This window comes from Streptomyces sp. NRRL F-5135 (genome assembly GCF_000719775.1).
Classification (GTDB): domain Bacteria; phylum Actinomycetota; class Actinomycetes; order Streptomycetales; family Streptomycetaceae; genus Streptomyces; species Streptomyces hebeiensis.
The window spans coordinates 196,851-209,598 of sequence record NZ_JOHR01000013.1 but is presented as its reverse complement, the minus strand read 5'-3'; the positions used below and the strand labels follow the sequence as shown (position 1 = coordinate 209,598).

The following is a 12,748-nucleotide window of genomic DNA, read 5'->3' as shown; positions in this document are numbered from 1 at the left end:
TCAGCCGTTACGCGATGCCGTTACGTGATCGAGCGCACAGCGGCGTGGTCCGGATTGCACTGCTCGACCCCGTCTACTGAGCCGATTCGGCCGCCTCGTGAGTCGGCTCGGCCTGCCCGCTGCGGAACACCTCCCTGATGAGCCTCTGCCGCGCAACGCCAGTCGTACCAGTTCCTCCGGCTGGTAGGTGTGGAACTGGTTGTCCACGTACTCCTGGCCCTGCCAGGGAATCCCCGGCGCGACCGTCCCGTCGTCGTAGTACTCGCCGGTGTGGTTGAACAGCCCGCTGGTGTGCTGCAGCAGCATGCGCACCGTGATCCGCCGGTCCAGCCCGAACTCGGGCAGGTAGTCGTCCGCCGGACCGTCCAGCCCGATCTTGCCTTCGGCCACCAGCCGCAGCACCACGGTCGCCGTGAAGGTCTTGGTGGTGCTGCCTATCCGGAAGTGTCCGTTCGTCGGCGGCTCGGCGCTCTCGCCCAGCTTGCGCACCCCGGCGCTGCCGGCCCACTCGCCCCGTTCATCGTGCACGCGCAGTTGCACCCCGGCGAAACCGGAATCGACGATCTCCTCCATGGCTTCGCAGCTCCGGGCGATCCAGCCCGGTGAGGGTGGGGCTGAGGGACATGGCTGTGCTCCTTGCGTGCCGCGTGGGTGGTTGTTGCGGTGAGGGTGTGCCTGCCCGGGGCCGCGATGAGGTCGTGCGAGTGCGGGCCGCCGGGGGCGTGCGCGGGCGAGCGCGTCCGGGGCGGTGGCCGTGCTCCTTCGGAGGGACCGGGTCAGAGGCTGCGGGCGGTGATGTCGCCGCGGGAGGTGGTGGCGCGGATGTCGAGACCGGCGGTGCCGTTGTTCTTGAGTGCGTTGCTGATACGGCCGTAGGCAGTGTCGGCGTCCAGGGCGGCCGAGACGCCGGCGGCGGCGCCGAGCGTGATGTCGCCGGACCGGGTGCGGAGCACGACCTTGCCGCCCGTGGCCTCGGTGATCCGGATGTCGCCCCTTGCGGTGCTGATCTCCGCGGGCCCGCCCAGCCGGCCGATCTCGACGTCGCCGTCGACCGCGGTGAGGCGCGCGCTCGCGGCCTCGTCCACCTTGATCTGGCTGTACGCGCCTTCGAAGACGATGTCACCGAGGCGGCCGACCGCCCGGAGTTCGGCGCCGGCCGCCCTGCCCTCGATATGGGAACCGGCGGGCAGCTTGACCGTCACCTCGATGGCCCCGGAGGGGCCGAAGTACTGGTCCTTCGCCGAAGACCCGATCCGCAGGACTCCGTCGGCGTACTCGACCGTGGTCTGCTCCGCCGCCTTCACGTCGCGACCCTTCGAGGCGTTCGCGGGCAGGACCTCGACGGCGGTGTCGGCCCGGTCCGCGGCGATGAACCGGACGCGTCCGGCGGGGATGCCCAGGACGGCGGTGATCGGGGCGGGGGTGTCGAACTTCTGCATCATGCTCTCCCTCGGCTTGCGGTTCTCTGTTTCCTTCCACTCGAAACGCTACGTTGCTTTCCAGATCAGCACAACGAAATCGTTGCCTAAACTCTGCGTCTTCGCAGGTGGAGGCGTAATAATCATTGCAACGCTCTCTCGCTTAACGCAATGATGACCAGTTGATCGTTGCAATGTGTTGAAGATGAAGGCTATGGTGGGGGCGTCAAGGAACATCGAGCAGCACCATGGGGCGCCCGTGGAGCATGAAGGGGGTCGTGATGCCGGGAGGCAGGCTCACCCAGGCCGAACGCCAGCAGATCGCGGTGGGGCTGGCCGACGGCCTGGCCTACGCCGAGATCGCCCGCCGTCTCGACCGTCCGACCTCCACGGTCACGCGTGAGGTGACGCGGAACGGCGGCCCCACCGGCTACCGCGCCGACCTGGCTCACCGCGCCACCCAGCAGCGCACCCACCGGCGGAGGCAGGCCGCGCCCCGGGGGGCGCGGGCGCTCCCGCAACCTTACGGACGCGACGCCGAGGCCGTGCGCGACTACCAGGAGACCCTCACCACCGTCTTCATGACCTCGGGCCTGCCCAAGATGATGGCCCGGGTGCTGGGCTGCCTCTACATCACCGACACCGGCAGCCTCACCGCCTCCGAACTCGCCCAGCGCCTCCAGGTCAGCCCGGCGTCCATCTCCAAAGCGATCACATTCCTCGAAGGCCTGGACCTCGTCCGCCGGGAACGCGATGAACGCCGCCGCGAGCGCTACATCGTCGACGACGACCTCTGGTACCAGTCGATGATCCGCAGCGCCCGGGACAATGACCAGTTCATCGAGACCGCACGGCAGGGCGCCGGCATCCTCGGCCGCGGCACCCCGGCCGCCACCCGCCTCGAAAACGCGGCCCGCTTCCTCGACTTCGTCAGCGAAGGACTCATCCGCGCCGCGGAGCAGGGTCGCGAGGTCCTCCACACCAGAACCGAAACGACCCCGGACGGCATCGCCACGCCAGGTTCGGATCGCCCATAGGCAGGCCCTTGTGCTTTCCTGGGCCCCGGCCGAACGGACGGATCAGCGCAGTCCGGCGAAGAGATCGTTCTCGGGTACGGCCGCGTCGGTGGTGTCCTTGACGCGTACGAACGTCTCCAGGCCCATCATCTCGCCGAATCTCTCCTTGCCCATCTTGAGGAAGAAGATGTTCTCGCCCTGACTGGCGTGGGCGGCCAGCGCGTCGAACTTCTGACCGCTGAACGCGGTGGTGTCCACCCACGTGGTGATCTCGTCGTCGGGGAGGCCGATCTCGGCCATCGCGGCGGCCTCGGCGGGATCCGGCTCCGGCATGTCCTCATGGAACTCGCGCATGGTTTCCCCGAACCGCCGCATCACCGAGCGGGGCATCGTCGTCCAGTACACCTTCGGTGTCAGCGCGGTCATCTCCAGAGCCGCCATCGTGATGCGGTTGGCCTGGATGTGGTCGGGGTGGCCGTAGAAGCCGTTCTCGTCGTAGGTGACGACCACATCGGGTCGGTAGTGCCGCATGAGCTCCGCGAGCCGGGCGGCGCCTTCCTCGACGGGGGTCTGCCAGAAGGATCCGGGGGCGTCGTTGCTCGGCCAGCCCATCATCCCGGAGTCGGCATAGTCCAGCATCTCCAGATCGCTGATCTTCAGGACGTCACAGCTCTCCTTGAGTTCTCGACGGCGCATCAGGGCGACGGCCGCCGGATCGTGGCCGGGATCGCCCGGCTTGACACCTCCCGGCCCGTCGCCGCAACCGCCGTCGGTACACGTCACGAGAACGGTGCGGATGCCTTCCGCCGCGTACCGCGCGAGGATCCCTCCGGTTCCGGTGGCCTCGTCGTCGGGGTGGGCGTGTACCGCCATGAGCGTCAAAGGCCGATCAGTCATGAAAAAGTCCTCCTGTGTACATACGTCTTGGCCCGGGTGGGCGCGGGCGTACCCCCCGAACCCGGGACCCGGATCCCGGCAGGGAGGATGGCCTCGCGGTCTCCGTGTCCCCCGCCGGTCGGCCCCGGCCCCCTCGGTTGCAACCGTGCCGGCCGGACCGGCTGTTCCCGGCACGGCCGCTCGGTCTTCCACGCGTCGGCGTCTCAACGCTGACGAGGCGCGGGAGCGACCTGCACGTCTCATCGCCACGTCCGATCCGACTTCCGTCCGGCACCAGCCGTGAGACTCCGACACGAAACGAGAAATCCTACAGCGGCCCAGAAGCCCGTTCCGCCGGGGTGGACGGGAAGGGGCCGCCGAGGACCGGCCATGCCGGCGCGTTGGGCGACCGCCGTGATGGCTGAGGATACGGCGACCTTGGCACCAGCGACGGGGCTGTCACGGCTGCGCCGGCTGGACGGAGACCGAGGTCCGTCAAGACCAGTACCGGGAACCGTACGTCGGTTGCCCCGAGAGCTCCGGCCCCGGGGACCGCTCCCGGTTCGCGAGCTACCGCGTGGAGCGCCGGGACCCCGTCACGCTCTGACCGGACGGGAGACATGCGGAGGGGACCGAAGAATCCTCCGGGCCCGTCCGCACACGCCCGTGAGCGGCAGTCCGAACCCGCCCGTGAGCGGCAGTCCGATCGCCGCTTCCGCGTGGGCGGTCGCCGCTCCGCCAGCGAGCCGGTCTGCCACAACTCCGTTCAGAGGGCGCGCCACGCCCCGCGCAGCCTGGACAACGAAAAGCCCCCGGGTCGTTGACCTGAGGGTTGTCGTGGAGCGGGTAACGAGAAACAGATGCCATGCTTCAGACGCCAACGTGGGTGGCCAACACGCTCCGGAGAATAGCCAAGCAAAAAGGTTTCTTCTTTGCTCGCTTTACCGAGGCCCTGATCGGCTCGCCCGTAAATCCTGGAACCGCGTGGCTCGCAACACACCCGCAACTCCTTCCCCGCATGGCCGCTGAATAGCGAATATTCGAAGATCACCCGTTTGCGCCGTATAAAGAGGCGCGGAACGGTGTTACATGCCAACGACAGAAAAGGACGGAACAGCGTAACCCGGGAAGTGCCCGTCACGCCGCCGTCTCACACAGGAGTTGGTCCCTCGATGACACTTAATTTCCCTGTCGTGGCTCTACGACGCACGATGTCGGCCTGGGTCGGGGCGGCACTGACCGTACTTCTCGCCGTCACGGTGGTCGCTGCTACGTCGACACGAGCGAATGCCCTCGCCACACCCGTACCTCTGGGCACGGCGACCAGTTTCGCTGTTCTCGCCGGTCAGTCCGTTACCAACACCGGCCCCTCGGTGATCACCGGAGACCTCGGCGTCAGCCCGGGAACGGCCATCAGCGGATTTCCGCCGGGTACGGTTCTCGGGGTCCAGCACTCCGCCGACGCGGTGGCTCTTCAGGCCAAGTCCGACCTGGTCGCGGCGTACAACAACGCCGCTGGACAGGCCACGGACGCCGCCCTTCCCGCGGACGCCGGTGGCCTGACGCTCGTTCCGGGCGTCTACACCGCTTCGTCGACGCTCGGGCTCACCGGCACCCTCACCCTTGACGCGCAGGGCGACCCCAACGCCGTCTGGGTGTTCCAGGTCGGTTCGGGTCTGACGACGGCGTCCGCCAGCCGGGTGCTCCTGATCAACGGCGCTTCGCCGTGCAACGTGTACTGGCAGATCGGCAGCTCGGCCACGCTGGGCACCAACACCACGTTCGTGGGCACCATCATGGCCCTGACGTCGATCACGGTGACCACGAACGCGAGCATCGACGGTCGGGCGCTGGCCCGTAACGGTTCGGTGACTCTGGACACCAACCGGATCACCCGCCCGCAGTGTTCAACCACCACCACCGGGGGGACCACGACCGGAACTACGACCGGCACCACCACCGGAACTACGACCGGTACCACCACTGGCACCACGACCGGTACGACGACGGGTACGACGACCGGGACCACCACCAGCGGCACGACGGGCAGCGCCACGAGCGGCCTGCTCGGTGGCTTGGTGACGGGCGGTCTCACCAACGGTGGCCTCCTGGGCGGTGTCCTGACGGGTGGCATTGTCGCGGGCAACACGGCCGGCAACCTCTCCGGCGCGAACACCACCGGTGGAAGCACCACCGCCGGAAACGGAGGCCCCGTCAAACCGGGCCACCACATCCACCACCCGAGGCCCGGCAAGCACCACCACGGTCCGGAGCACGGTAAGCCGAACCACGGTCCGGAGCACGGTAAGCCGAACCACGGTCCGGAGCACGGTAAGCCGAACCACGGTCCGGAGCACGGTAAGCCCCACCATGGCCCGGAGCACGGTAAGCCGAACCACGGCCCGGACCACGGCAAGCCCAAGCACGGTCCGAAGCACGGTAAGCCGAACCACGGCCCGGACCACGGCAAGCCCAAGCACGGTCCGGACCACGGCGCGCCCGTCGGCTGGGGCGGCCACCAGGGCTACGGCGACAAGCCGGACATGTCCGAGGGGCACCACCCCGGCGACAAGGGTCACGGAGGCCATCCCGGCGAGCACGAGCGCTTCAACGGCTAAGAGTGCGAGCGGGACCGGTGGCGCGCGACGGATCATTCTCGATTCCGTCGCGCGCCACCGCTGAAAGTCCAGGAATTACGCGAGTGAGCAGCCGAGTTGGGAAGGCCGGGTGGGGCTGTGCCGGGTGGCGTCGAATCAGTGGATGTGAAGGACCCGGACCGGACAGGTATTGGGCCGACCGCACCGGAACGGTCCGGAGCGTTGTCTCCGGCTCGCGGGCCGTCGATAGTGACTGGTCTGCTGAGGGTGGGGCTGGGTGCCACCGTGGCCCTGTGCCTGGCGCTTTCTCTGATCCATGTGCTCATGGTGTTTCTGCATGTGGCGCCTGCGAACCTCGTCTCCCAGAAGTTCAACCGGCAGGTCACCGCGTGGGTCTACCCGCTGTTCGAGCAGAACTGGCGGCTGTTCGCCCCGGACCCCGAGTCGGTCAACCGCCAGATCTCCGCGAGAACCGCGCACACCGAACCGGACGGCACCGTGCGGGTGAGCACGTGGTTCGATCTGAGCGCGGTGGATGATGCCGCGGTAGAACACAACGCGATCCCGAGCCATACGTCCCAGAACATGCTGCGCCGGGCCTGGACCTCCTACTCCGAATTGCTCGGCAGTGACGACGTGCCGCACTCGGAACGCGCCCTGCTGATCCAGAAGTACCTGCGCAACATCGCGGCGGACCGTGTCTCCTCCCATCACCCCGGAGCCTTCGAGTCCATCCAGCTTCGTGTGATCACTCAGCCCATCGCCGCGCCCGCCACGGCGGATGACGGCCGTCCGGCGGGCGCGGCCCAACACGCCTCGGGCGACACCCGTGTTCTCCCCTGGTGGAAGGTGACCCCCGATGGGAACTGAGCAAGAGCCGGTCGTGGCGCCCGTACCTCAGCCGCGCACCCGGCCGCGAGCGGGCACGGACAGCTCGCGGAGACTTCTGCACCGGGCCGGTGCCCTGTCGGCCATGCTGACCGAGCGTCCGGTGTCCCTGTACGCCGCAGCGGTGCTGCGTATCGGCTACGGACTGCTCTACCTCGTCTTCCTCCTACGAGAGTTCCCGCACCGCGACGAGATCTGGGGGCCGGGTTCGGCGTGGACACCCACGCTGGCGAGGCAGTTGTTCGACCAGACGGAATTGGCCAGCGTCCTTACGCTGTCCGACAGCCGGGCGTACTTCGAGGTCTGTTACGCGGTGGCCGTCGTGACGTCCGTTCTTCTCATGCTGGGCTGGCGGACCAGGGCCGTGTCCGTGCTGTTCGCAGTGGTGGTGGCGTCGTTCCACGCCAGGTCGATCTTCATGACGGACGGAGGGGACAACCTCATCCTCCTCATGGCTCTCTATCTCGTGTTCACCGCATGCGGCCGACACTGGTCACTCGACGCGCGCAGGGCCCGGCTCCGCGACTCCGAGAGCAGAGCACCGAAGCGGTGGACCGACTCCTACGGAAGTGGACTCCCGGGGCAGCTCCGCCAAGCGCGGACGGCGTTGGTCACGGTCCTGCACAACTGCGGCATGTTCGTCATCGCCGCCCAGGTCTGCGTCCTCTACGGCTCCGCCGGCCTGTACAAGGTGCAGGGAGGGACATGGGGCAACGGGACCGCTCTCCACTACGCGCTGAACCTCGATCTGTTCAGGCCCTGGCCCGCACTGTCCCTCATGGCGGACGAACACACGGTGCTGCTCGCCATCGCCGGCTATCTGACGGTCCTGTTGCAGGTCGCCTTCCCGTTCGTCCTGTTCGGCAGGCTCAAGTACCCCGTTCTGGCCATGCTGCTGGGCATGCACATCGGTATCGCGGTGCTCATGGGACTGCCACTCTTCTCCGGCGCGATGATCATCGCGGACGCCGCCTTTCTTCCGGACCGCTTCTACCGATCCCTGGGGCGTCTGTGGCGGCGTACACGCAGGCGGGCAAAGGCTGACGAGGCGGGCACCCGCCGGGAAGGCACCGTGTCCGTCCCGCCACAGCCCGGCCCTGCCGTGGACCACGCCGGCCTGCGGCGTCACACCGTGGGACTTCTCCAGGGGCGGGCCGCCACGGTTTTCAAGAGCAGGCTGCCTACGGTGATCACACGCGCTGACCTGCATGAACCGTAAGAGTCACGGCTCCCGCCCCAGCTCCGGAACACAACGGACCGCTGACGGGCAAGGGCGGCGCCGAGAACCACCCCCTCCGGCGAAGGGAGTGGGGCTCGGCTCGTCCTACGCGTCGGCGTGCTTGGCCACCTCGACGAGGCGCTGCCACGCTTCGGGGGACACCATGAGCGTGGGGCCTGTGGGGCGCTTGCTGTCCCGGACGGGGACAACCCCGTGGGCCCTCGCGTGCGTCGGCGCCCACTCCAGGCAGTCGCCCCCGGCCTGGCTGCTGTAGCTGGACTTGACCCATGTGTGGGTCATGGCGTCTCCATGAGCTTCAGAATGAAATGTGCGGACGCGTCGGGCGACAGTGCCGATGCGGTCAGAACATCGTAGGACCGGGCCAGCTCCCTGTATTGCCCCCTCCGGGGGTGTCAGAATCGACATCGTGCCGTCCATCAGGCCGTGCCAACCGGCGTTCAGGGGGAGCACCTGCACCACGCTGGTGGGACGGCGGCCGTGGGACAGCAGCGCGGCCAGTTGCTCGCGCATCACGTCGGCGCCGCCGACCATGCGCCGGATCACCGACTCGCAGATGACGGCGGAGAAGTCGGGCGGGGAGCTTCGCTTGAACACGTCCTGCCGTGCGATCCGGGCCGCCACCATCGTTGCGATCTCACGCTCACTGGCCCGGGGCGAGCCGGCCCGGAACAGCTCGTGCGCGTAGGCCCCTGTCTGCAGGAGGCCAGGCACTACGGTCTGCGTCCACTCTGCGGTGGCCAGCGCCTGGGGCTCCATCGCGATGCGCTTGCGGGAGTGTGCGGGAAAACCGCCGGCCTGGATCCGCTCGTAGAGGCGCTTGAACGTCCCGTCCGTGGCGAAGACCTGGTCGAACGCTGCCGGCAGGTTCGCCGGGATGGGCAGGTTCCCGGATTCGACGCGCGAGATGGTGGAGCTGGACGTTCTGACCTCCCTGGCCAGGCGGGCCTGTGTCCATGGGCCCTCGGGGCGTAGCTCGCGTGCGTCGCGCAAGGCTTCGCCGAAGGCGCGCCTCGGGTCGCCCGCCCCGCCGTTGTCCGCCACACCGCATCGCTGACCGTCTCGATCCTGCGCCGGACACGCCGTGGGCCGTGGGGAGCGTCGTTCAGAGAGTGCCCGCGGGACTGCCCGACGCACCCGACGAACTACGCCGGTGGTGTGACGACGTCGACGCGCAACGCGCGGCTCGGCAACAGCTGATACACGGCATGCCGGTGACGGTCAACGTCGCTGACCACACGGGCCATTACTCGTTGACCGTGTGGCCGGTGAAGACGCCGCCCCCCACCCCGCCCCACCTTTCCCCCGGAGTTCCGCCCCGGTCATCGGGGTCCGGGTCACAGAAGGACCCGCCGCAAGCGGAGTTGGCTCGCTGCTCTCTTCCGGCTGCCTGAGCGGACGCACCACACCCTCACGACTGAAAAGGCACTCCGATGACATCAACCGCCCTGCTGTCCGGCGCCCTCCTGTCCGCTGCGACGCTCGGCGCGGCCCACCTGGTGATCAGCCCGCGTCAGCACCGCGACCGGTGCGCACTGACTACGACGCAGCTCCACCACGCGCTGCTGTCGCGCCAGGAAGAACACCCGGAGACGGCCGGAACGTGGCCGACGCTGACGCACCTGTCCGAGGACGCGCGCACCCGCGTCGGAAGTGCGGGACACCGTGGACCGGCGGTTCCTCGAAATCTTCGATGAGGCGTACGGGAACGTCATGCGGGACCCGGATGACTCGGGATGCCCCGGCGTCGCAGGTCGAGGATTCGCACCCGAGTGTCCGTGAATCGGTGCTTCGCATGAGCTTGGGGCACGTGAAGGACACGCCGCCCTTCAATTGGACCAGGCAACTTCCCAATGCCGACTGTCAAGCGGCTGGGGCGAGGGCGACTGATCACCCATCTGTCGGGTGGGCGTTGGACCGGTCGGGCTGAGCGTTCCGCGGGTGTTGGTGACGGCGATCCACGCGTGCGGGCGGCACCTTGTGATCGGGGGCGGGCGAGATTGGTGACCACCAAGGCTTGTGGTTGCCGCTGCGGCAGCTTCTACGGTCGTGACCAGGGCCGGAAGGACCGGCCCGCGAGGTGAATCGTGAGGGGTGACGGTGATGGACTGGCCGATCGCTGAGGTGGCGCGGATGTCGGGCGTCACCGCCCGAACCCTGCGGCATTACGACGAGATCGATCTCCTCGCGCCCGCCCGGATCGGAGCCAACGGCCACCGCTACTACGGCGAGGGGCAGCTGCTGCTCCTGCAGCAGATTCTCGTGCTGCGGGCCCTGGGGCTGGGGCTGGAGGTCATCGGCCGGGTCCTGGCCGAGCAGATCGACGAGGTGGAGGCTCTGCGCGGCCACCGCCTGCGGCTGATCGCCGAACGGGACCGGCTCGACACCCTGGCCGCCACTGTCTCCCGCACGATCGCCGAACTGAAGCAGTCCAGGAAGGACGGCATACCCATGGCGATCAATCGCCCCGAGAACCTCTTCGACGGCATCCAGCCCGAGCAGTACCAGGACAGCCTGCGCGACTTCCCCGAGCACGCCGAACAGGTCGCCCAGCGCGTGGCGGGCATGAGCCCGCAGGACATCGAGTCCGGGCAGCGCGAGCGCACCGCCCAGATGATCCGTCTCGCCGAGCTCATGGCCGAGGGCCACCCGGCCGACGCCGGACCCGTGCAGACCGAGATCGACGGTCAGTACCAGGCCCTCATCGCCCTGCGGCCGGTATCCGCGGACGAGTACCGGGAGATCGGCCGCTCCTGCGTCGACAACCCCGCCTGGCGCGCCGCCTACGAGGCCATCGCGCCTGGCCTGGCGGCATTCCAGCGCGACGCCATCGACGCTTACGCCGCGGACCGCCCTGCCTGAGCGGTGAGCAGGGCAGCCCTGGCACGGGGCGGCCCTGCTGGCACCGGCCCGGGGGCCGGGGCCCGTCACCGGGCGTCGGCCCCCTCAGAACCGTTCATCGGTCACTTATGACACTTATGGCACGCGAATGGCGCGGGATCTCGAAATGGTCTAGTCAAAAAGAAAGGCCCCGGTCGCCGACCTGGGCCTTCTTCGAAGAGCGGGTGACGAGAATCGAACTCGCGCTCTGAGCTTGGGAAGCTCATGTTCTACCATTAAACTACACCCGCGTAGCTCCACCGCGATCGGCGTCGCCTCGTGGGACACTCTACCCCATCCCCGCTCCGAGGCGTATCGCCTGGCCCCCGTTTTGCCCCGTCCCGGGCTCGGACACGGAATGCCGGTGCGGGAGTTGAGGCGCGGGCCCCGGGGGATGTGCCGGGGGAGGGCGGGGGTGGGTGATCCCCTAGTGTGGCGTTCGTCCGCGTTTGTTGGGGAAGGGGCCTGATGGACTTGATGGAGCGCACCGTCCGCTGTGCTGAGGGGCACGTGTTCAGCACGACGACGTTTCCGATGCAGCAGCTCGACACCGGCCGGATCGGGCCCGGGCGCCTGATCCGGTGTCCTCGGTGTGCGCGGTTGCGGCATGCCGTGCCGGTGGAGCTGAAGCGGCGCTGACTGGTCCGGCGGGGCGCGCGGGGTTGCCCGATTGGGGCGGGCTCGCGCGCTCTGCGTATCCTCGGGGCGTGCTTCTCTCAGACAAGGATATCCGGGCCGAGCTCGACTCCGGACGCGTTCGCATCGAACCGTACGACGAATCGATGGTGCAGCCCTCCAGCATCGACGTGCGGCTCGACCGGTTCTTCCGCGTGTTCGAGAATCACCGCTACCCGCACATCGACCCCGCCGTCGAGCAGACGGATCTCACGCGCCGGGTCGAGCCGGAGGGGGACGAGCCGTTCATCCTCCACCCCGGGGAGTTCGTGCTCGCGTCGACGTACGAGGTGATCACGCTGCCCGACGACATCGCCTCCCGGCTGGAGGGGAAGTCCAGCCTCGGGCGGCTCGGGCTGGTGACGCATTCGACCGCCGGCTTCATCGACCCCGGCTTCTCCGGGCACGTCACGCTCGAACTGTCGAATCTCGCCACCCTCCCGATAAAGCTCTGGCCCGGAATGAAGATCGGGCAGCTGTGCCTGTTCCGGCTCAGTTCGGCGGCGGAGTTCCCGTACGGCTCCGAGCGTTACGGATCGCGTTATCAGGGGCAGCGCGGGCCGACCGCCTCGCGTTCCTATCTCAACTTCCACCGGACCCGGGTGTGATGTCCGCCATGAGTGACGCACGCGAGAATCTGACGTACGAGACGTTCGGCCGCGCCGTTCGTGAACTCGCGCAGGCCATCGCCGACGACGGCTACGAGCCGGACGTCGTCCTGAGCATCGCGCGCGGCGGCGTCTTCGTCGCCGGTGGGCTCGCGTACGCCCTGGACTGCAAGAACATCCACCTGGTCAACGTCGAGTTCTACACCGGCGTCGGCACCACCTTGCCGATGCCCGTCATGCTCGCGCCCGTCCCGAACGCGATCGACTTCTCGAACAAGAAGGTCCTCATCGCCGACGATGTCGCCGACACCGGCAGGACGCTGAAGCTCGTGCGGGAATTCTGCCTCGACCAGGTCGCCGAAGTGCGCAGCGCCGTCATATACGAAAAGACGCAGTCGCTGGTGAAATGCGAATACGTCTGGCGGCGCACGGACGACTGGATCAACTTTCCGTGGAGCGTGGAACCTCCCGTCGTGCGCCGCGACGAGCAGGTGCTCGACGCCTGAGCCGGCATGCGAAAAGGCCCCGGATCAATCGACGGCATCTCCGCCGT

The 12,748-nt window shown here is 68.2% G+C and carries 11 protein-coding genes, 1 tRNA gene and 1 pseudogene; 8 read left to right on the top strand and 5 right to left on the bottom strand.

Going from position 1 to position 12,748, the window contains the following annotated elements; all coding sequences use genetic code 11:
* Positions 1–153: 153 nt before the first annotated feature.
* Together IG02_RS36845 and IG02_RS0123320 are read right to left on the bottom strand one after the other, a co-directional pair.
* Positions 154–625, bottom strand: a pseudogene (locus tag IG02_RS36845) (serine hydrolase domain-containing protein); the annotation flags it as partial.
* A gap of 151 nt (positions 626–776) precedes the next feature.
* Positions 777–1,439, bottom strand: coding sequence for a DUF4097 family beta strand repeat-containing protein (locus tag IG02_RS0123320; protein ID WP_030751465.1), 663 nt, complete (start codon positions 1,437–1,439; stop codon positions 777–779).
* Between the two features lie 260 nt (positions 1,440–1,699).
* Between IG02_RS0123320 and IG02_RS0123315 the strand changes: the two genes are divergently transcribed.
* Entirely contained in the window at positions 1,700–2,455 is a 756-nt protein-coding gene (locus IG02_RS0123315) for a GbsR/MarR family transcriptional regulator (protein ID WP_030751461.1), read from the top strand.
* 42 nt (positions 2,456–2,497) lie between these two features.
* Here IG02_RS0123315 and IG02_RS0123310 read toward each other — a convergent pair whose 3' ends face one another.
* Entirely contained in the window at positions 2,498–3,331 is an 834-nt protein-coding gene (locus IG02_RS0123310) for a PIG-L family deacetylase (RefSeq protein WP_030751458.1), read from the bottom strand.
* A 1,172-nt stretch (positions 3,332–4,503) separates the two neighbouring features.
* Between IG02_RS0123310 and IG02_RS0123305 the strand changes: the two genes are divergently transcribed.
* The 3 genes from IG02_RS0123305 to IG02_RS0123295 all read left to right on the top strand — a co-directional run bounded on the left by IG02_RS0123305 (position 4,504) and on the right by IG02_RS0123295 (position 8,014).
* The gene (locus tag IG02_RS0123305) at positions 4,504–5,928 is read left to right on the top strand and encodes an ice-binding family protein (protein ID WP_324604744.1); all 1,425 of its coding nucleotides are present in this window, start codon (positions 4,504–4,506) and stop codon (positions 5,926–5,928) included.
* Positions 5,929–6,066: 138 nt separating this feature from the next.
* Positions 6,067–6,777 (top strand): DUF5819 family protein, encoded by a 711-nt coding sequence (locus tag IG02_RS0123300; protein ID WP_234314873.1) that lies wholly within the window; start codon positions 6,067–6,069, stop codon positions 6,775–6,777.
* Positions 6,767–8,014 (top strand): HTTM domain-containing protein, encoded by a 1,248-nt coding sequence (locus IG02_RS0123295; protein WP_078854740.1) that lies wholly within the window; start codon positions 6,767–6,769, stop codon positions 8,012–8,014. The genes IG02_RS0123300 and IG02_RS0123295 overlap by 11 nt, the downstream gene beginning before the upstream one ends.
* 105 nt (positions 8,015–8,119) lie before the next feature.
* On the opposite strand, the gene IG02_RS36840 is transcribed toward IG02_RS0123295, so the two are convergent.
* Positions 8,120–9,076: a helix-turn-helix domain-containing protein gene (locus IG02_RS36840; RefSeq protein ID WP_234314872.1), complete on the bottom strand. Its 957-nt coding sequence runs from the start codon at positions 9,074–9,076 to the stop codon at positions 8,120–8,122.
* A 389-nt stretch (positions 9,077–9,465) separates the two neighbouring features.
* On the opposite strand from IG02_RS36840, the gene IG02_RS41725 reads away from it, so the two are divergent.
* Together IG02_RS41725 and IG02_RS0123280 are read left to right on the top strand one after the other, a co-directional pair.
* Positions 9,466–9,729, top strand: a complete 264-nt coding sequence (locus IG02_RS41725; RefSeq protein ID WP_158712372.1) for a hypothetical protein — start codon at positions 9,466–9,468, stop codon at positions 9,727–9,729.
* Positions 9,730–10,135: 406 nt separating this feature from the next.
* A complete protein-coding gene (locus tag IG02_RS0123280) occupies positions 10,136–10,894 on the top strand; it encodes a MerR family transcriptional regulator (protein ID WP_030751441.1) in 759 nt (252 codons plus the stop codon).
* Between the two features lie 198 nt (positions 10,895–11,092).
* Here the strand turns inward: IG02_RS0123280 and IG02_RS0123275 are convergent.
* Positions 11,093–11,163, bottom strand: a tRNA-Gly gene (locus tag IG02_RS0123275).
* A 456-nt stretch (positions 11,164–11,619) separates the two neighbouring features.
* Between IG02_RS0123275 and dcd the strand changes: the two genes are divergently transcribed.
* Positions 11,620–12,195: a dCTP deaminase gene (gene dcd / locus IG02_RS0123265; RefSeq protein WP_030751439.1), complete on the top strand. Its 576-nt coding sequence runs from the start codon at positions 11,620–11,622 to the stop codon at positions 12,193–12,195.
* 8 nt (positions 12,196–12,203) lie between these two features.
* Entirely contained in the window at positions 12,204–12,701 is a 498-nt protein-coding gene (locus IG02_RS0123260; RefSeq protein WP_030751436.1) for a phosphoribosyltransferase, read from the top strand.
* The last annotated feature ends 47 nt before the right edge of the window (positions 12,702–12,748 follow it).

Bases quoted from the DNA above. Each gene is read 5' to 3' on its own strand.
- IG02_RS0123260 (WP_030751436.1), top strand. From the start codon at position 12,204: ATGAGTGACGCACGCGAGAATCTGACGTACGAGACGTTCGGCCGCGCC.
- IG02_RS0123315 (WP_030751461.1), top strand. From the start codon at position 1,700: ATGCCGGGAGGCAGGCTCACCCAGGCCGAACGCCAGCAGATCGCGGTG.
- IG02_RS0123320 (WP_030751465.1), bottom strand. From the start codon at position 1,439: ATGCAGAAGTTCGACACCCCCGCCCCGATCACCGCCGTCCTGGGCATC.
- IG02_RS0123310 (WP_030751458.1), bottom strand. From the start codon at position 3,331: ATGACTGATCGGCCTTTGACGCTCATGGCGGTACACGCCCACCCCGAC.
- IG02_RS0123295 (WP_078854740.1), top strand. From the start codon at position 6,767: ATGGGAACTGAGCAAGAGCCGGTCGTGGCGCCCGTACCTCAGCCGCGC.
- IG02_RS41725 (WP_158712372.1), top strand. From the start codon at position 9,466: ATGACATCAACCGCCCTGCTGTCCGGCGCCCTCCTGTCCGCTGCGACG.
- IG02_RS0123280 (WP_030751441.1), top strand. From the start codon at position 10,136: ATGGACTGGCCGATCGCTGAGGTGGCGCGGATGTCGGGCGTCACCGCC.